Source organism: Pelomonas lactea (assembly GCF_043555885.1).
Taxonomy (GTDB): Bacteria; Pseudomonadota; Gammaproteobacteria; order Burkholderiales; family Burkholderiaceae_C; genus Pelomonas; species Pelomonas lactea.
Window position 1 is genome coordinate 94,176 of record NZ_JBIGHX010000010.1, and the last position, 19,187, is coordinate 113,362.

The 19,187-nt window shown below is 70.7% G+C and carries 11 protein-coding genes; 4 read left to right on the plus strand and 7 right to left on the minus strand.

The annotated features are described in order from the left end of the window. Positions 1 to 294: 294 nt before the first annotated feature. Entirely contained in the window at positions 295 to 2,469 is a 2,175-nt protein-coding gene (locus ACG04Q_RS22890) for a malate synthase G (protein ID WP_394513834.1), read from the minus strand. A gap of 167 nt (positions 2,470 to 2,636) precedes the next feature. Between ACG04Q_RS22890 and ACG04Q_RS22895 the strand changes: the two genes are divergently transcribed. Then, positions 2,637 to 3,554: a substrate binding domain-containing protein gene (locus ACG04Q_RS22895; protein ID WP_394395650.1), complete on the plus strand. Its 918-nt coding sequence runs from the start codon at positions 2,637 to 2,639 to the stop codon at positions 3,552 to 3,554. Between the two features lie 81 nt (positions 3,555 to 3,635). Here the strand turns inward: ACG04Q_RS22895 and ACG04Q_RS22900 are convergent, their stop codons facing one another. The 6 genes from ACG04Q_RS22900 to ACG04Q_RS22925 form a co-directional block, all read right to left on the minus strand. Then, positions 3,636 to 5,330: an AMP-binding protein gene (locus ACG04Q_RS22900; RefSeq protein ID WP_394513835.1), complete on the minus strand. Its 1,695-nt coding sequence runs from the start codon at positions 5,328 to 5,330 to the stop codon at positions 3,636 to 3,638. Positions 5,331 to 5,468: 138 nt separating this feature from the next. Then, positions 5,469 to 8,327 (minus strand): serine/threonine-protein kinase, encoded by a 2,859-nt coding sequence (locus ACG04Q_RS22905; protein ID WP_394513836.1) that lies wholly within the window; start codon positions 8,325 to 8,327, stop codon positions 5,469 to 5,471. Continuing rightward, positions 8,327 to 8,911, minus strand: coding sequence for an ECF-type sigma factor (locus ACG04Q_RS22910; protein WP_394513838.1), 585 nt, complete (start codon positions 8,909 to 8,911; stop codon positions 8,327 to 8,329). Before ACG04Q_RS22910 ends, ACG04Q_RS22905 begins: the two co-directional genes overlap by 1 nt. 1 nt (position 8,912) lies before the next feature. Beyond that, positions 8,913 to 10,199 carry a tryptophan--tRNA ligase gene (locus ACG04Q_RS22915; protein WP_394513839.1) on the minus strand — a complete coding sequence of 429 codons (1,287 nt, stop codon included), beginning with the start codon at positions 10,197 to 10,199 and terminating at the stop codon, positions 8,913 to 8,915. A 171-nt stretch (positions 10,200 to 10,370) separates the two neighbouring features. Continuing rightward, positions 10,371 to 11,393 (minus strand): LacI family DNA-binding transcriptional regulator, encoded by a 1,023-nt coding sequence (locus tag ACG04Q_RS22920; protein ID WP_394513841.1) that lies wholly within the window; start codon positions 11,391 to 11,393, stop codon positions 10,371 to 10,373. A gap of 42 nt (positions 11,394 to 11,435) precedes the next feature. Continuing rightward, positions 11,436 to 13,370, minus strand: coding sequence for a glycoside hydrolase family 3 protein (locus tag ACG04Q_RS22925; RefSeq protein WP_394513843.1), 1,935 nt, complete (start codon positions 13,368 to 13,370; stop codon positions 11,436 to 11,438). Positions 13,371 to 13,554: 184 nt separating this feature from the next. On the opposite strand from ACG04Q_RS22925, the gene ACG04Q_RS22930 reads away from it, so the two are divergent. The 3 genes from ACG04Q_RS22930 (at position 13,555) to ACG04Q_RS22940 (ending at position 19,063) form a co-directional block, all read left to right on the plus strand. Next, entirely contained in the window at positions 13,555 to 16,278 is a 2,724-nt protein-coding gene (locus ACG04Q_RS22930; RefSeq protein WP_394513844.1) for a TonB-dependent receptor, read from the plus strand. A 62-nt stretch (positions 16,279 to 16,340) separates the two neighbouring features. Beyond that, positions 16,341 to 17,696 carry a GH1 family beta-glucosidase gene (locus tag ACG04Q_RS22935; RefSeq protein ID WP_394513846.1) on the plus strand — a complete coding sequence of 452 codons (1,356 nt, stop codon included), beginning with the start codon at positions 16,341 to 16,343 and terminating at the stop codon, positions 17,694 to 17,696. A gap of 134 nt (positions 17,697 to 17,830) precedes the next feature. Beyond that, on the plus strand, positions 17,831 to 19,063 hold the full coding sequence (locus ACG04Q_RS22940) for an ABC transporter substrate-binding protein (protein ID WP_394513847.1): 1,233 nt from the start codon (positions 17,831 to 17,833) through the stop codon (positions 19,061 to 19,063). The last annotated feature ends 124 nt before the right edge of the window (positions 19,064 to 19,187 follow it).

The following is a 19,187-nucleotide window of genomic DNA, read 5'->3' on the forward strand; positions in this document are numbered from 1 at the left end:
CCGCCCCGGGTTAGCACTAGCGGCTCCTCGCGCCGGCGCCTGTTTTGGGAGAGGCGACGCCAACTTACGTCAGCGCAGGGTCCCTCAGGTCATGCGTGACTTTCGAGCTGGTCTGTTGTGCATGCGCGACGAAGCCGGGCTTCTCGCGCTCGCAAGGCGCCGCCGGGCGCCCGTCCGGTCGGGCGGACTACCCGGCAGCCCCCTGCAATTGTCACAAACGCGTTTCGCAGGTTTCCCGTTCGTTGCTGAAAGGGTTCGGCATATTGCCGGGCGGCGCGTCTGTAAATACCGGTTTCAGCCTGCCTTGACCTTCAGTCGCCAGGCGTGGAGCAGGGGTTCGGTATATCCGCTGGGTTGTGCCTCGCCCTTGAACACCAGGTCCAGCGCCGCCTGCATGGCCGCGCCCTGCGGGTTGGCCGCCAGCGGCTGGTAGGCGGGGTCGCCGGCGTTCTGGCTGTCCACCACCTGGGCCATGCGGGCGAAGGTGTCGCGCACCTGGCTCGCGGTGACGACGCCGTGGCGCAGCCAGTTGGCGATGTGCTGGCTGCTGATGCGCAGCGTGGCGCGGTCTTCCATCAGGCCCACGCCGTTGATGTCGGGCACCTTGGAGCAGCCCACGCCCTGGTCCACCCAGCGCACCACGTAGCCCAGGATGCCCTGCACGTTGTTGTCCAGCTCCTGCTGGCGCTGCTCGGGCGTCCAGTCGGCGGACGGCGCCACCGGGATGGTCAGCAGCGCGTTCAGGATGGCGTCGCGCTCGGCGGCGAGGTCCACCTTCTCCAGCTCCTGCTGCACGGCGGCCACGCTGACCTGGTGGTAGTGCAGCGCATGCAGCGTGGCGGCGGTGGGCGAGGGCACCCAGGCGGTGTTGGCGCCGGCCTTGGGGTGGCCGATCTTTGCCTTCAGCATCTCGGCCATCAGGTCGGGCATGGCCCACATGCCCTTGCCGATCTGGGCGCGGCCGCGCAGCCCGCACGACAGGCCCGTCAGCACATTGCTGCGCTCGTAGGCGGCGATCCAGCTCGACGTCTTCATGTCGCCCTTGCGCAGCATGGGGCCGGCGCGCATGGCGGTGTGCATCTCGTCGCCGGTGCGGTCCAGGAAGCCGGTGTTGATGAATGCCACGCGGCTGGCGGCGGCGGCGATGCAGGCCTTCAGGTTGACCGAGGTGCGGCGCTCCTCGTCCATGATGCCCAGCTTGACCGTGCTGTCCGGCAGGCCCAGCAGCTGCTCGACGCGGGTGAACAGCTCGGCGGCGAAGGCTACTTCGGCCGGGCCGTGCATCTTGGGCTTCACGATGTAGACCGAGCCCGTGCGGCTGTTGCCGCGACGCTTGAGGTCATGCATCGCGATGGTCGTCGTGACGACGGCATCCATGATGCCCTCGGGGATCTCGCTGCCGTCGTCCAGCAGGATGGCCGGGTTGGTCATCAGGTGGCCGACATTGCGCACGAACATCAGCGAGCGGCCATGTAGCGTGACGGTGCCGCCTGCAGGTGCGGTGTAGACGCGGTCGGCGTTGAGGCGGCGCGTGAAGGTGGTGCCGCCCTTGGCGACTTCCTCGGTCAGCGTGCCGAGCTGGATGCCCAGCCAGTTGCGGTAGGCCAGCACCTTGTCCTCGGCATCCACCGCGGCGACCGAGTCTTCCAGGTCCAGGATGGTGGACAGGGCCGCTTCCAGCACCACGTCGGCCACGCCAGCGGGGTCGGTCTTGCCGATGGCGGTGCTGCGGTCGATGCGGATGTCCAGGTGCAGGCCGTGGTGCACCAGCAGCGCGCTGCTGGGCGCGGCCGCGTCGCCCTGGTAGCCGGCGAAGGCAGCCGGGTCCTGCAGGCCGGTCGTGGCGCCGGAGGCCAGCGTCACGACGAGCTGGCCGCCTTCCACGCGGTAGCCGGTGGCGTCGGCGTGCGAGCCGGCGGCCAGCGGGGCGGCCTGGTCCAGCACCTGGCGGGCGTAGGCGATGACCTTGGCGCCGCGCACCGGGTTGTAGGCGCCGGCGCGGGTGGCGCCGTCGGTCTCGGGGATGGCGTCGGTGCCGTACAGCGCGTCGTACAGCGAACCCCAGCGGGCGTTGGCCGCGTTGAGCGCATAGCGGGCGTTCAGGATGGGCACGACGAGTTGCGGGCCGGCCTGCACGGCCAGCTCGGCGTCGACGTTGGCGGTCGTGGCCTGCACCTGCGCGGGCGGCTCGACGAGGTAGCCGATGCGCTTCAGGAAAGCCTGGTAGGCCGGCATGTCGGCGATGGGGCCGGGGTGGGCCTCGTGCCAGGCGTCCAGCTCGGACTGCAGGCGGTCTCGCTCGGCCAGCAGGGCGCGGTTCTTGGGGGCCAGGTCATGCGCGATGGCGCTGAAGCCGGCCCAGAACGCGTCCGGCGCGACGCCGGTGCCGGGCAGCACCTCGGTATCGATGAAGCGGGCCAGGTCGGCATCGACCTGCAGGCGGTGGAGAGGGGTGCGGGTGGTGGACATGGACAAGCTCCTCGGAAAGACGACGAAACCGATGACAGATTGCCGCGCATCTTGCCGCCGCGCGAGCCCGCGATTCGCAGCCGTACACGCAGGGAATCTGTGACTAAAACGCAAAGATCAGTGTTGAATCGGCCGGGTTTGCGTCTGCAGTTCAGCACAATCAGCGCATGGACAAGCTCAAGCAGATGGAGTCCTTCGTCCTCGTGGCGGCCAAGGGCAGCCTGACGGCGGCGGCCGCGGCGGAAGGGCTGGCGCCCGCCGTCATGGGCCGGCGGCTGGACGCGCTTGAGGCGCGGCTGGGTGTGAAGCTGATGCTGCGCACGACGCGGCGGCTGACGCTCACGCCCGAGGGACAGGCCTTCCTGGAGGACTGCCAGCGCCTCATCGCGTCGCTGGCCGACGCCGAGGCCGCAGTGAGCGCCGGCGGCCTGAAGGCCAGCGGCCATCTGCGCGTGACGGCCCCGGCTGGCTTCGGCCGCCGCCATGTGGCGCCGCTGGTGCCGGCGTTCCTGGCCGAGCATGCCGAGCTGAGCCTGTCGCTGAACCTCAGCGACCGCGTCGTGGACATCGTGCACGAGGGCTTCGACTGCGCCGTCCGCGTGGGCGACCTGCCGGACTCCAGCCTCGTCAGCACGCGGTTGGCCGACAACCGGCGGCTGTGCGTGGCGTCGCCCGGCTACCTGAAGCGCGCCGGCGTGCCGCGCCATCCCGACGAGCTGGCGCGGCACGCCTGCCTGACGCTGAGCTCCGAGGCCAGCCAGGTGCGCGGCTGGGCCTTCCAGGTCGACGGCGCGGTGCAGCACCTGCGGCCCGAGACGCGCACGCAGGGCCGGCTGGACTGCAGCGACGGCCAGGTGCTGCACGACTGGTGCGTGCAGGGGCTGGGCATCGCGTGGCGCAGCACCTGGGAGGTGGAGGCCGACCTGGCAGCCGGCCGGCTCGTCACCGTGCTGGACGACTTCGCCGCGCCGCCCAACGGCATCTACGCCGTGTTTCCGCAGTCACGCCACCTGCCGCTGCGGACGCGGCTGTGGGTGGAGCATCTGCGGGCGCATTACGGGCGGGCAGAGTACTGGCGCGGTTGACGCGGCTTTCGTGCGTGCCGAGCGCCGGGCCGCTCCCAAGCCTGCCCGCGTGCAGCGGCGCAGGACTGGGCGAGGGGCACGTCAGTCCCCGAATTGCACCTTGGCCCGCTTGCCCGCCCAGCCTTCCAGCTTGCCGCCGTAGGCCTCTTCCACGCGGTTGCGCTTGACCTTGAAGGTGGGGGTGATGAAGCCGTTGTCCACGGTCCACGGCGTCTTGATGAGCACCAGCGTGTCCAGCTGCTCGTGCGGGTCCAGGCGCGCGTTGACGGCTTCCAGGTGCTCGGCCAACTCGGCCTGCAGGCCGGCGGCGTCGCTGGCGGCGCGCTCCAGGCCCTGCGGCGACAGCATCGCGATGCCCAGCGGCTGGCCCATGTTGGCGCCGGCCACGCAGCAGGCCTCGATGGCCGGGTTCATGCCCAGTTTGTCTTCGATGGGCGCGGGCGCCACGTACTTGCCCTTGCTCGTCTTGAACAAGTCCTTCACGCGGCCGGTGATGCGCACGCAGCCGTCCTTGTCCTGGCTGGCCTTGTCACCCGTGCGCAGCCAGCCGTCCTCGGTGAAGCTGTCGCGGGTCTGCTCGGGCGCCTTGTAGTAGCCCAGCATGACGGCGGGGCTGCGCATCTGCAGCTCGCCCGTGGTGGCGTCGATGCGCACCTGCACGCCCTCGTAGGCCGGGCCCACGGTGCCGCGCTGGTTCTTGCCCGGGATGGTCAGGTGCGACAGCGCGAGGTTCTCGGTCATGCCGTAGCCCTCGTTGATGTGCAGGCCCAGCGCGGCGTACCACTCCAGCAGCGCGACAGGCATGGGTGCGGCGCCCCCCGCGGCGAACTTGCATTCGTTCAGGCCCAGCGCCTTGAGGATCTTCTTGCGCACCAGGCCGCCGATGAGGGGCAGCCGCAGCAGCGAGTTGAGCTTCTTCTGCGGCATCTTGGCCTGGATGCCCTGCTGGAACTTCACCCACAGGCGCGGCACCGAGAAGAACACGGTGGGCAGCGCCCGCTGCAGGTCGGCGGTGAAGGTGTCCAGCGACTCGGCGAAGAAGATCTTGATGCCGCGCGCCAGCCAGCCATGCTCCACCAGCGTGCGCTCCACGACGTGGGCCAGCGGCAGGTAGGACAGCATGCGGTCCGAGCCCGTCATCGGGATGCGCTTCAGGCCCGAATGCACCGCCCAGGCGAAGGCGCCGAAGGTGTGCATCACGCCCTTGGGAAGGCCCGTGGTGCCGGAGGTGTAGATCAGCGTGCAGAGTTCGTCGGCGCCGCGCTGCGGCGAGTCCTTCATCGGCTCGGTGCGGGCGCAGATGGCGTCCCAGCTCTCGTAGGTCTTCTTGGCGTCGTCGGGCGACAGCGCGTAGCTGGCGCCGGGCAGGCCGGCCGGCACGCCGGGCTTCATGCCCTCCCAGCCGTCGAGCTTGCCGATGAAGACGAAGCGCGACTCGCTGTGTTCGAGGATCTGCGTGATCGTCTCGGGAGCGAGCGTCGGGTACAGCGGCACGGACACATAGCCGGCCATCCAGATGGCGAGGTCGCTCATCAGCCACCAGGCGCAGTTCTTGGACAGGATGGCCACCTTGGCATCGGCCGGCCAGCCCTCGGCCTGGCCCTTGGCCTTCAGGAACGCGGCCATGCGGCGCACCTGGTCGCCCACCTGGGTCCAGGTGAAGTCCTTCACCTCCGTGCCGCCCATGGGCTGGGTCAGCGTGACGGCGTTGCCGGCGGTGCGCTCCCAGTGGTACAGGCGGGGCAGCGCGAGCTGGTCGGCGGCGATGGTGGCCATGGGTGTCTCCTTCGACGTTCTTTTCGGACCTGCGAAGTTACCGCGAGGTAACGGCCTTCCCCTGCGGGTAAACACGTTCTGGCGTGATGACCTGCCCAGTTTCTGTAGGGCAAGGACTCTAGAAACGGGTGGCCGCGCTCAGAACTGGCCGGCCCACTGCGGCCGCCACTGGCCGCGGCCCAGCTCGGCGCGCAGCGCATCCAGCGGGTGCGGCTGCAGCCACGGCGGCCGCAGCGCGTCGGCCCGCGCCAGCGCAGCCGCGGCGTCGGGCGTGCCCACGAGGCTGGCCGCCAGGTCCAGCTGGGCGCGCCAGTGCGGCAGGCCCTGCGGGGCGGGCAGCGCGTCCAGCAGCGCGACGCGTTCGCGCAGCCCGGCCAGGCTGGCGCCGCGGTCGCCGCGGGCGCGGGCCAGCTCGCCGGCGAGTTGGGCGACGCGGCTCTGCAGCTGGCGGTGAATACCCAGCCAGGGCTGGGCCTGCAGGTCCTGCAGCGGCGCCAGCGCGCGCTGGGCCAGGGCCAGGTCGCCCAGCCGCAGGCCCACGCGCGCCAGCGCCAGGCCGGCCTCGGCCCAGGGCGGGCCGCTGATGTCGCGGCTGTGCGCCAGCTCGTCGGCGAGCCGGTGCGCGGCGGGCAGCCAGTCGCCGGCCCGGTCGGGCTGGGCCAGCGCGCGGGCCAGCAGCGCCGCGGTCTCGCGCGGCAGCCGCAGCGTGGGGTGGCGGGCGGCCTCGGGCGGCAGGCCGGCCGCCATGGCTTCGTGCACCTGCACGGCCTGCGCGTAGTCGCCGCGTTCGACGAAGTGGCGCGCCAGGTCGGCGCGCATGCGCTGGCTGCTGGAGTTGCCGGGGCCCAGCAGCGCGTCCATGTCGGCGATGAGCTGGCGCGCCGCCTCGACGCTGGCCTCGGGGCGGCCCAGCCGCGCCTGCACGTTCCACAGGTGCTGGCGCGAGCGCGTCACGAAGCGCGCGCGGTGCGGCGGCGCCGTGGCCCATGACGGGCGGGTGGCCGCGATGAGCTGCTCGGCCTCCAGCAGCCGGCCTTCGGCCAGACGCAGCTGATAGAGGTAGGTGTTGTAGTAGGGGTACTCGAAGTCGGCCGGCTTGTACTGGCGCTGCACGATGGGCCAGGCCCGCACGTGCATGGCCTCGGCATCGGCAAAGCGGGCCGCGCCGGCGTAGGCCACGATGAGCTGGTACAGCAGGTTGACGTGGTCGTTCTCCTGCTCGGAGCCCGGCCGCGCCCGCGACAGCTGCGGCAGCAGCGGCTCGCCCAGCGCGATGACCTCCAGCGGCGAGTTCAGCGCCGTGTAGATGCGTGCCAGCCGCAGTCGCGCGGTCAGCGTGCGTTCGTCGGACTCGCCCCAGTGGCGCGCGTTGACGGTGATGAGCTCCTGCGCCAGCGGGATCGCGATGTCGTGGCGGTTCATGTCCGAGTAGGTCGCCACCATCACGTCCAGCACGCGGGTGTAGGTGGCGTCGTCGCCGGCGAAGCGCTGGCGCAGCTCGGCGCGGCTCTTCTCCAGCACGTCGAAGATGGTGGGCACGCGGCCGCCGTGCCGGTCGGGGTTGGCCGAGGCCAGCAGTTCGGTCAGGTAGCGCGTGACCTCCTCGCTCTGGCGGGCGGCGGCCTGGGCCTGGTTGCGCTGCCACAGGCTGGTGGCCAGGCCGGCGCTGAGCGTCGCGAACACGGCGGCGGCGCCCACGGCCAGCGCCAGGTTGCGCCGCGTCCACAGCCGCACGCGGTGGCGCCAGTCCTCGGCGCGCACGCTGACCGGGCGCTGCGCCAGCCAGTGCTCCAGGTCGTCGATGAAGCTGCCCACGCTGGCGTAGCGCTCTGCCGGGTCGCGGCGCAGCGCCTTGGCGGCCACGGCCTCCAGGTCGCCGGCGGCGCGGTCGGCGTCGCGCGGCCGGCCGGGACCGGCGTTGTCGGCGCCCGGGCCGCCGGTGTCGGCGCCGGTGGTGCGCGACAGCCGCTGCGCCTGGCCGTGCAGCACCGCATGCTCCAGCGCCGTGCGGCTGAGGCCGCGCTTGCCGAACGGCAGCTGGCCGCTGGCCAGCTCGTACAGCATGACGCCCAGCGAGTAGATGTCGGCAGCCACGCCGATGGCGCCGCCGGTGATCTGCTCGGGCGCCGCATAGGCCGGCGTCAGCCGCCGGCCGGCCAGCTGCGTGAGCTGGCTGTCGGCCTGCTGGCCGGAGTCGTCCAGCAGGCCGGCGATGCCGAAGTCCAGCAGCTTGGTGCGGCCGCCGCCCGCCTGGCCGCTCCCAAGGGCGGCAGCGTCCCCCCGGGGGACCGCCCGCGTACCCGCGGGCGAGGGGTAGGCCTCGTCCAGCATCACGTTGCTGGGCTTGAGGTCGCGGTGCACGATGAGCTGTGCGTGCGCATGCTCCACCGCGCGCGCCACGTCCACCAGCAGGCGCACGCGCTCGGTGAGCCCGAGGTCGTGCGCGCGCACATGCTCCGACAGCGTGCGCCCGGCCACGTACTCCAGCACGAGGAAGGCGCGGCCGTCCTGCTCGCCGGCGTCCAGCAGCCGCGCGATGCCGGGGTGCGTCAGCCGGCCCAGCAGCGCGCGCTCGCGGGCGAAGCGCGCGGCCAGGCCGCCGCCGGCTACGTCGTCGCGCAGCAGCTTGATGGCGGCCTCGCCCTGGTACAGGCCGTCGGCCCGCTCGGCGCGCCAGACCTGGCCCATGCCGCCTTCGCCCAGCAGCTCGGCCAGGCACCAGGCGCCGAAGCGGTCGCCGGCCTGCGGCGCGCGCGCCGTGGCGCCGGGCGTGTCGGCCAGCGCGGCGGCCAGCTGCTGCTCGAAGCCGGCGACGCCGGCCGTGGCCGTCAGGTCGCCATCGGGCAGGCTGGCCAGCATGCGGGCCAGGCGTGCCGCCAGCTCGGGCGGTTGCAGCGCGGCCAGCCGGGCCTCGCGCGCGGCGGGCGGCAGCTCGGCCAGCTCGTCGTACAGCGCGGACAGGCGCTGCCAGTCGGTGGCCTGCAAGCCAGCGGCCATCAGTACACGGTGTTGGGCGGGTCGCCCAGCAGCTCCTGCAGCAGCGCGCGCGCCTTCAGCAGCTCGCGGTTGATGCTGCGCGTGGAGAGGTTGCGCAACGTGGCCACCTCGGCGATGGTCAGGCCGGCAAAGCCGATCATCTCGATGAGCTCGTACAGGCCCGGGTCCAGCTCGCGCATGCGTTCCAGCGCCTGGTCCAGCCCGATCAGGTCGACGGCCTGGCTCTGCACGGCGGCCACGTCGCCGGCGGCCGACAGCGTCACCATGACCGCGTCGCCGCCGCGCTTGTCGCGGCCCTCGGTGCGCAGGTGGTCGATGACGACCGAGCGCAGCACGCGGCCCACGTAGGCGAAGAACTGGCCACGCGTGTCGCCCTGCAGACCCTGCTGGTCGGCCATGCGCAGAAAGCCCTCGTGCACCAGCGCCGTCGTGTTCAGCCCCGCCGCGTGGCCGCTCTGCGCCAGCCGCACGCGGGCGACCCGCTTGATCTCGGGGTACAGCACCGCATAGAGCTGCTGCAGTGCCGCGGCGTCGCCGCGCGCGGTGCCGGCCAGCAACTCGGTGATCGCGGGCGTGGTGACCACGTCAGTGGTCGTCCTGGAACGCGGCCAGCGCCGCTGCGATGTCGGCCTCGGCGGCCTCGCGCTGCACCGGTGCGTCGGCCACCCAGCCGTCCTTCTTCAGCCGTGCGACCCACTGGCCGGCGTCGCGGCCCTGCTCGAACGCGTGGCTCTGCAGCAGCAGCTCGCCACCGGCGGACAGCAGCTTGAAGTAGAACTTGCCGTCCGCCTCGCGGTACTGCTTGAACACCGGCAGCGCGGCCTTCTCGGTCTTGGTGGCGGCGGCGGTGGCCGTCTGCGTGTAGGGGCGCAGGCCCACGGCCTCGCGCAGCGACTTCAGGAACGGCACGGCGATGGCGCGGGCCTTGGCGGCGCCGGCCTGCAGCGTGGCCTCCAGCTGCTCGGGGTGAGCCATCAGCTCGGCGTAGCGGGCGCGCATGGGGCCGATCTGCGCCTCGATCTGCGCCACCAGCTGCTGCTTGGCCTCGCCCCAGCCCAGGCCGGCGCGCAGGGCGGCGCGGAAGGCGGCGCGCTCGTCGGGCGTCGCGAAGGCATCAAAGATCGTCACGAGCGCCTGACCCTCGGGGTCCTTGGGTTCGCCGGGCAGCTTGCTGTCGGTGACGATGCGGGCCACCGCGTCCTGCAGCGCCTTAGGCCCGCCCTCGAAGAGCGGGATGACGTTGTCATAGCTCTTGCTCATCTTGCGGCCGTCCAGGCCGGGCAGCAGCTCCATCTCGGCATCGGTCACCGCCTCCGGCAGCGTGAACAGCGCCTGGCCGCGGCCGAACAGGTGGTTGAAGCGTTGGGCCACGTCCCGGGCCATCTCGATGTGCTGGATCTGGTCCTTGCCCACCGGCACCTTGTGCGCGTTGAACATCAGGATGTCGGCCGCCATCAGCACGGGGTAGCTGAACAGGCCCATGCTGACGTTGGCGTCGGGCTCCTCGCCGGCCGCCACCGCCGCGTCCACGGCGGCCTTGTAGGCATGCGCGCGGTTCATCTGGCCCTTGGCCGTCACGCAGGTCAGCAGCCAGGTCAGCTCGGGGATCTCGGGGATGTCGCTCTGGCGGTAGAAGGTGACGCGGTCGGTGTCCAGCCCGGCGGCCAGCCAGGTGGCGGCAATGGCGCGGCTGGAGTGGGCGAGGCGGTCCGGGTCGTCGCACTTGATCAGCGCGTGGAAGTCGGCCATGAAGAAGAAGCTCTCCACGCCGGCCGCACGGCTGGCGGCGATGGCCGGGCGGATGGCGCCGACGTAGTTGCCGAGGTGCAGGGTGCCGGTGGTGGTGATGCCGGTCAGGACGCGGTGGGACATGGAGAGGCCAGGCCGAAAAAGATCAGCCCGGATTGTGGCCTCTGCTTCGATGCCGCGAAAAGCGGAGGCCGAGCGCCGGGCCGCCCCAAGCCGGCCCGCGGGCGATGTGCGTTCGGCTCCATGCCGAACGCATCGCCGCCCCCTCGGGGGGCCGACCAGGCGCGCCCGCGTTCAGCGGCGGGCGACTGGGCGGGGGGCCGCCACGGAAGCGCGCCATGTCACGGTGATGTCGAACTGGCGGGATACGGGCAGCGCCAGCTCGTAGCAGCGGTTCAGCAGCCAGTTCAGGCCCGCGAGCGTGACCTCGTGGCTGGGGATGTGCACCGAGGTGAGGCGCGGCGCGGCGAACTCGGCGCTGGGCGAGTCGTCATAGCCCAGCACCGACACCTGGTGCGGCACCGACACGCCGCGCTCCTGGAAGTGGGCCAGCAGGCCGATGGCCATCTCGTCGTTGGCGCAGAACACGGCGGTGGGCAGCTTCTTGAGCTTGAGCAGCACGTCGGCGGCGTCCCAGCCGGCCTGGTTGGAGAAGTCGCCGGGCACGGTCAGCACCTTGGACACGTCATGGCCGCGCAGCGCCAGCTCGCCCATGAAGCCGGCCAGGCGGGCGACGTTGTCGGGCGACGTCGTCGGGCCCGAGACAACGGCGATGTCCTTGTGCTTGTGCTGCAGCAGCGCCCGCGCGGCCTGCACGCCGCCCTGGACGTGGTCGGCGGTGAAGCACTGCTCCTTGATGCGGTCGAAGTGGCGGTTCAGCACGACGACCTGGCGGGCCGCGGGGCCCAGCGCCTTGATGTCCTCGTCCTGCAGCGCGTTGGACAGCACAATGAGGCCGTCGCAGTCGCGGTCCAGCAGGAAGCGCATGCCGTCGTTGGTCTCGACGCGCTCGTCCTCGATGCCCTCGCCGAACGCCACCACCATGTGCAGGCCCTGCGTGCGCAGCACCGTGTCGATGACGCGCAGGATGGGCGTGTAGTAGGTGCCGCGCAGGAATGGGATGTAGACGCCGATCAGCTTGGACGTGCCGGCGCCCAGCGAGCGCGCCGTTTGCGACGGCCGGAACTTCAGCTGCGCGATGACCTTGCGCACGCGCTCGGCCGTGGCCGGCGCGACGGAGCCGTTTCCGCTGATGACGCGCGACGCGGTGCCCACGCCCACGCCGGCCAGTCTCGCCACATCCTTGATCGTTGCCATTCGCCCTCTAGGTTTGCGGGGCGGATTGAATCACAGCAAGCCTCACAGAGGGCAGATGGGCGGGTCGGCCGGCTCGGGCAGCGGCTTGCCTTCGGCCTTGGCCTCCTTGCCGCTCAGGCCGCCACCGATGGGCCACCAGGGCCTGGCCTCGCGCGTGCTGAACTGGCACGGCCCGGCCGGCCACGGGAACGACAGCCGGCCCGTGAAGCCGGGCCAGGCCGGTTCGCCGGCGGCGGGCGCGACGAGCAGGTCGGCCAGCCCCGTGCCTTCGGTGCCGGGCAGCCAGGCGGCGATGAAGGCGTCGCTCCTGTTGGCGAGGTCGTTCACGTACAGCGGCCGGCCCGAGAACAGCAGCGTGACGACCGGTGCGCCGCGGCCCGACACCTGCTGCAGCAGGGCCAGGTCGGCCGGCTGGCGGCGGCTGTGGCGCAGGTTCTCGGTGACGCGCACATCCCCCTCGCCCTCGGCGTAGGGCGGCTCGCCGATGACGGCCACGACGGCGTCGAAGCGGGCCGGGTCGTGCTGCGTGCCGTCCGCGTCGAACGTGACCTGGCCCGCGCCCAGCCGCTGGCGCAGCGCGGCCAGCAGCGTGGTGCCTTGCGGGAAGTCGGCGTTCGTCGTGTCGCGGCCCTGCCAGGTCACGCTCCAGCCGCCGGCCTGCCGGGCCAGGCTGTCGGCCGCCGCACCGACGACCAGCACGCGCGCCGTGCGCGGCAGTGGCAGCAGCCCGGGCCTGTGCTTGAGCAGCACCAGCGACTCCCTCACCGCGCGGCGCGCCAGCTCGGGCGCCTGCACCGCCTCCAGCGTGGCGGGCACCGCCGCCGGCACCGACATGCTGAACTTCACGCGCAGGATGCGGCGCACGGCGTCGTCCAGGCGCGCCATCGGGATGCGGCCCTGTTCCACGGCGCGCAGCGTGTTGGCGTGGAAGGCCTTCCACTTGAACGGCACCATGATGATGTCCATGCCCGCGTTGATGGACGCGGGGCAGTCCTCGTCGGTGCAGCCGGGCACCTGGCCCACGCCGTCCCAGTCGCTGACGATGAGGCCGTCGAACGCCAGGCGCTCTTTCAGCACGCCGGTCAGCAGCGTCTTGTTGCCGTGCATCTTCCCGTGCTGGACGTAGCCGGCGCTGTCGGTCCAGCTGCTGAACGAGGCCATCACGGTCAGCACGCCGGCGTCCAGCGCGCCGAGGTAGCCGGCGCCGTGCACGCGGGCGAGGTCGGTGGCGGACGCGTGGGCCACGCCCTGGTCGATGCCGCGGCGCGTGCCGCCGTCGGCGATGTAGTGCTTGGCCGTGGCCAGCACGCCGCGGCCGTCCTTCAGGCCGTCCTGCAGGCCTTCGACGGCGGCCTGGCCCAGCTGGCGCACCAGCGCCGGGTCGGCGCCGAAGCTCTCGTAGGTGCGGCCCCAGCGCACGTCCTGCACGACGGCCAGCGTCGGCGCGAAGGCCCAGTGCAGGCCCGTCGCACGCACGGCGCGGGCCGTGGCGCGGCCGATGTCGCGCACCAGGGCGGCGTTGCGCGTGGCGCCCAGGCCGATGTTGTGCGGGAACAGCGTGGCGCCGCGCACGTTGTTGTGGCCGTGCACGGCGTCCGTGCCCCACAGCAGCGGGATGCCCGGCGTGGCCTGCTGCGCGGCGGCCTGGTATTTCTCCGACAGCGCGCGCCACTGCGCCGGTGTGGCGGCCTTGTCCAGGTTGGGCCAGGCGCCGCCGCCGTTGAGGATGGTGCCGATGGCGTACTCGCGCACCTCGTCGGGCGTGATGGCGCGGATCTCGGGCTGCGTGATCTGGCCGACCTTCTGGCGCGTGGTCAGCGTCTTCAGCGCGGCCTCGACGCGGGCCTCCAGCGCAGCGTCGCGCTGCGGCTGGCGCACGGGCCAGGCATGCACGACGGCATCGGTGTCGGCCAGTGCAGCGGGGGTGCCGGCGCACAGCAGCAAGGTGGCTGCAAGCAAAGGGGTGGAGCGGGTCATGGGCATGGGCTGGTCGGGGCCGCGACGGTAGAGGGTGAAGCAAAAAAACGTCAACCCCAGGGCGAGGCCGGTTGACAAGGCTGGTGCGCGCAACTTAGATTTGCGCCGCGTTTGGAACCGGTTCCAATTTGAACCGATATCCGGACCGGCGAACAAGATGAACCAGATCCAGGAGACTCACAAGATGCCCCGCCTCGCCCTGCCTTCGCAGGCGCCGCAACAGCGCCTGCGCCTCACCCCCATCGCTGCTCTCTGCGTCGGCCTGTGTGCCACGTCGGCCTTTGCGCAGACCGCGCCGGCGCCTGCCGAGCAGAAGCTGGAAACCGTCACCGTGACGGGCTTCCGCGCCAGCCTCGAATCGTCCATCAGCACCAAGCGCAATGCCGACGCCATCGTCGAGGCCATCTCGGCCGAAGACATCGGCAAGCTGCCCGACGTGTCCATCGCCGACGCGATCTCGCGCCTGCCTGGCCTGACGGCCCAGCGCGTGGCCGGCCGCTCGTCGGTCATCAGCATCCGCGGCATGGCGCCGCGCTATGGCGTCACGCTGCTGAACGGCCGCGAGATCGTCTCCACCGGCGACAACCGCTCGGTGGAGTACGACCAGTTCCCGTCGGAGCTGATCAACGCCGCGACCGTCTACAAGACGCCCGACGCCAGCCTGTCGGCTCAAGGGCTGTCCGGCACCATCAACATGAAGACGCTGCGGCCGCTGGACTTCGGCAAGACGCAAGCCGTCGTGGGGGCGCGCTTCGAGCGCAATTCCAACGGCGCGTTGAACCCCGAGATCTCGGGCAACGGCAACCGCCTGTCGGCGTCCTACGTGACGCAGTCGGCCGACCGCACCTGGGGCGCGGCCGTGGGCTTCGCGCACCTGGACTCGCCCAACCAGGAGCAGCATTACAAGAGCTGGTGGTGGGCCAACACCAAGGTGTGGGGCTCGCCGCTGCCGGGCACGCCGGATGACTCCGTCGCGCTGCAGGGCTTCGAGCTGGGCGTGGCCTCGTCGCGCCAGAAGCGTGACGGCCTGATGGGCGTGCTGGAGTACAAGCCGGGCAACGGCTTCCATTCCACGCTGGACGTCTACTACTCGCGCTTCGATCAGACCGAATCGCGCCGTACGGTGATGGCCGACATGTCGGTGTGGGCCGGCGCCAGCTGGAGCGGCGCGCAGACCACGGTCGTCAACGGCGACAAGCTCGTCACGAGCGGCACCGTCAACAACGTCAACCCGGTGGCGCTGACGAGCTTCAACAAGCGCAAGGACGACGTGCGCGCGATCGGCTGGAACAACGAGCTGAAGCTGGCCGACTGGAAGCTGATGGCGGACCTGAGCTGGTCCAAGGCCAAGCGCGACGAGCAGAACGCCGAGCTGGCGGCCGGCGCGCCCGCGCGCGTCAGCCTCGGGCAGGTCAACATCGCCACCGGCGACGGCATCTCCACCTTCCACCCGGCGTTCGACTACGGCGACGGCAGCAAGGTGGTGCTGGCCGACCCGCCGAACTGGGGGCGCGATGGCCGCAGCCAGTTCCCGATGGTGCGCGACCAGATCAAGGCGCTCAAGCTGACCGCCGGGCGCGCGTTCGACGGCTTCTTCAACAGCCTCGACGTGGGGCTGGACTACTCCGAGCGCGACAAGAACATGAACCGCACGGAGGTCTACTACAACCTCAAGAACAACCGCGCGCCTGTTGCCATCCCGGCCAACCTGCTGCGCGCGCCGACGGACCTGAGCTTCGCCGGCAGCCCGATCCGCATGGTGAACTTCGACTTGCCGAGCGCGCTGGGCCTGTACAACGCCGTGCCGGCGTCGGAAGACCAGGCGCCGGGCCGGATCTGGGCCGTGCACGAGAAGGTCACCGCCGCGCACGCCAAGCTGGGTTTCGACGTCGAGTGGATGGTGCCCCTGCGCGGCACGCTGGGCCTGCGGGTGGTGCATGCCCAGCAGTCCAGCGATGGACAGCTGTGGAACCCGGTCACGAAGAAGGGCGATCCCATCAGCGGCGGCACCAGCTACACCGATGTGCTGCCCAGCTTCAACCTGTCGGCCGACCTGACCGAGAAGACCGTGATGCGCTTCGGCCTGGCCAAGGTGCTGGCGCGCCCCAACATGGAAGACATGCGTGCCGGCATGTCGTACAGCCTCAGCGGCACGGCGCCGTTCCTGTGGTCCGGCAACGCGGGCAATCCCAAGCTGGAGCCATGGCGCGCCGATGCGGTGGACCTGTCGGTCGAGCATTACTTCAGCAAGCGCAGCTATGTGGCGGCGGCGGCCTTCCACAAGAACGTGAAGAGCTCGGTCTACGGTCAGGGTGTCGACTTTGACTTCACCGGCTTCCCCAACCCGACGCCCAACACGCCCACCCGCAACATCGGCACGCTGAACCGGCCCGCCAACGGCCAGGGCGGCATGATCGCCGGCACGGAGCTGAGCGGCTCCATCGACGGCGGCCTGTTCAGCCCGGCGCTGGACGGCATCGGCGTGTCGCTGAGCTACTCCAACACGCGCAGCTCCATGCATGAGGAGAACAACCCCAACAAGCCGCTGGACGGCCTGTCGGGCGTGTCGACGAACTTCACCGTCTATTACGAGCGCGACGGCGTCTCGGCCCGCGTCGGCAGCCGCCACCGCTCGCCGTTCGTGACGACGGTGCGCGGCACCTTCGGCGAGAACGTGCCCAGCATGATCTCGGGCGAGACCATCATCGATGCCCAGATCGGCTACGCGTTCGAGACCGGCGCCTTCAAGGGCCTGTCGCTGACGGCACAGGTCAACAACCTGCGTGACCGCCCCTACCGCACGCGGGTGGGCATCTCGTCCGGCGCCAGCGACCCGAACTCCACGCTGCCGGAGCGCTTCACGCACTACGGTCGCCAGTACCTGCTGGGCGGCACGTACAAGTTCTGATCTGATCTCCTAGTTACCTGACCCCGCGCCGGCTTCACTGCCGGCGCCCTTACATCCGAAGCATGAGCTCCAACAACGCCCCGACCCGCAAAGACTTCCCCGCCGACTTCCGTTGGGGCGTGTCCACCTCTTCCTTCCAGATCGAAGGCGCCGGCCAGGAAGACGGCAAGGGCGAATCGATCTGGGACCGCTTCTGCCAGCAGCCCGGCCGCATCCGCGACGGCGGCAACGGACTGGTGGCCTGTGACCACTACCACCGCTACCCGCAAGACCTGGACATGGCCAAGGCCATGGGCGTCAACGCCTACCGCTTCTCCATCGCCTGGCCGCGCATCCTGCCCACGGGCCGTGGCGCCGTGAACGAGGCCGGCCTGGCCTTCTACGACCGCCTCGTCGACGCCATGCTCGAACGCGGCCTGGACCCGTGGTGCACGCTCTACCACTGGGACCTGCCGCAGGCGCTGCAGGAGCAGGGCGGCTGGCTGTCGCGCGACACCGTGGCCGCCTTCGTCGAGTACACCGACATCGTGACCCGCCGCCTGGGTGACCGCGTCAAGCACTGGATCACGCACAACGAACCGTGGTGCTCCTGCATGATGGGCTACTGGGAAAACGTGCATGCGCCTGGCGGCAACAGCTTTGCCGACGCGCTGCAGGCCAGCCACCACGTGCTGCTGTCCCACGGCCAGGCGATTCCCGTCATCCGCAAGAACGTGGCCGGCGCCGACATCGGCATCACGCTGAGCCTGCACCCCATTACGGTGGCCAGCGACAGCGCTGAAGACGCGGCCGCGCTGCAGCGCCACGACGGCCTGCGCAACCGCTGGTTCCTGGACCCGCTGTTCGGCCGCGGCTATCCGGCGGACACGCTGGCGCTCGTTGGCGACGCGGCGCCCACGGTGCTGCCGGGCGACCTGGAGGCCATCGCCACGCCCACCGACTTCCTCGGCGTGAACTACTACTTCCCCGAGATGGTCAAGAACGATCCGGATCCGAAGACGGGCGGCCCGATGCGTGCCAGCCTTGTCGAGAAGCACGGTGTCGAGCGCACCGGCTTCGGCTGGGAGGTCTCGCCACAAGGCCTGGTCGACCTGCTGACCCGCGTGCAGCGCGACTACAACCCGGCCGTCATCCAGCTGACCGAGAACGGCTCCACCTTCGAGGACCAGCTGACGCCCGAAGGCCGCGTGCACGACAAGGAGCGGCTGTCCTATCTGCAGCGCCACCTCGCGGCGCTGAAGCAGGCGGTGGACGCCGGCGTGCCGGTGAAGGGCTACTTCGCCTGGAGCCTGCTGGACAACTTCGAGTGGGCCGAGGGCTACCTGCGCCGCTTCGGCCTGGCCTATGTGGACTACCCCACCCAGCGCCGCATCCTGAAGGACTCCGGCCTCTGGTACAGCCAGTTTCTGAACGAATAATTAATAAGAAATCAACCTGGCTTCATGGGGTGAGGTTGATTTCTAAATGAAATATTACAGGGTCTCCCCTCAGGCGCGCCGCGCCTGACCGGGCGACACTGCGCCTCGCCGACCCCACGAGATCCGGAGACACGATGAAGTTCCCCCGCCACGCCCTGGCCGCCGTTGCGCTGGCCGCCGCCGCCTTCCCTGCCGTCGCCCAGGCGCCGCTGAAGGCCGAAGTCATCCACTGGTGGACATCCGGTGGCGAGTCCGCCGCCGCCAAGACGCTGGCCGAGGCCTACAAGGCCCAGGGCGGCCTGTGGGTCGACACCGCCGTCGCGCTGGGGGAGCAGGCGCGGTCCGTCGCCATCAACCGCATCGCCGGTGGCAACCCGCCCACCGCCGCCCAGTTCAACACCACGCAGCAGTTCCGCGACATCGTCGAGCAGGGCTACCTGAACAACGTCGACGACGTGGCCAAGCGCGACGGCTGGGACAAGTTCCTGCCCGAGGCCGTGCTGAGCGCCATCAAGGTCAACGGCCACTACTACGCCGCGCCGGTCAACATCCACAACATGAGCTGGTTCTGGTTCTCCAAGGCTGCCTTCAAGAAGGCCGGCATCGCGGAAGAGCCCAAGACCTTCGACGAGCTGTTCGCCGCGCTGGACAAGCTCAAGGCCGCTGGCCTGGTGCCGCTGGCCCATGGCGGCCAGCCCTGGCAGGACGGCATCGTCTTCACCGCCGTGCTGGCCCACTACGGCGGGCGCGACCTGTACCTGAAGGTCTTCAAGGACCGCGACCCCAAGGTCATCCAGGGCGAGGCGTTCAAGAAGGTGCTGCTGGCGTTCAAGCGCCTGCAGAGCTACACCGACAAGGGCTCGCCGGGCCGCAACTGGAACGACGCCACCGCCATGCTCATCAGCGGCCGCGCCGGCGTGCAGATCATGGGTGACTGGGCCAAGGGCGAGTTCGCCCAGGCCAGGCAGGAAGCCGGCAAGGACTACGGCTGCGCGCCCGGCTTCGGCCCCGCCGCGCCCTACATCATCCAGGGCGACGTGATGGTGTTCCCCAAGACGAACAAGCCGGACCAGATCAAGGCCCAGCAGCTGCTGGCCAGCGTCATCACGCAGCCGGCCACGCAGGTCGCCTTCAGCATCAAGAAGGGCTCCATCCCCATCCGTACCGACGTGGACGTCAGCAAGATGGACGTGTGTGGCCAGATGGGTGTGGCGGCGATGAAGGACAAGTCGCGTCACCTGGCCAACGGCGAGATCTACATCACGCCCGACCAGAACGGCGCCCTGCAGGACGTGCTGACCAGCTACTGGAACCGCAACATCCCGGTCGAGAAGGTCCAGAAGGACATCGTGTCGGCGCTGAAATGAAGCCCCTCGCCCACTCTCGCCGCGCTGAACGCCGCCGAGCCTGGTCGGTCCCCCGAGGGGACGGCGATGCTTGCGGCGTCGAGCCGCAAGCACATCGCCCAACGGGCCGGCTTGGGAGCGGCCC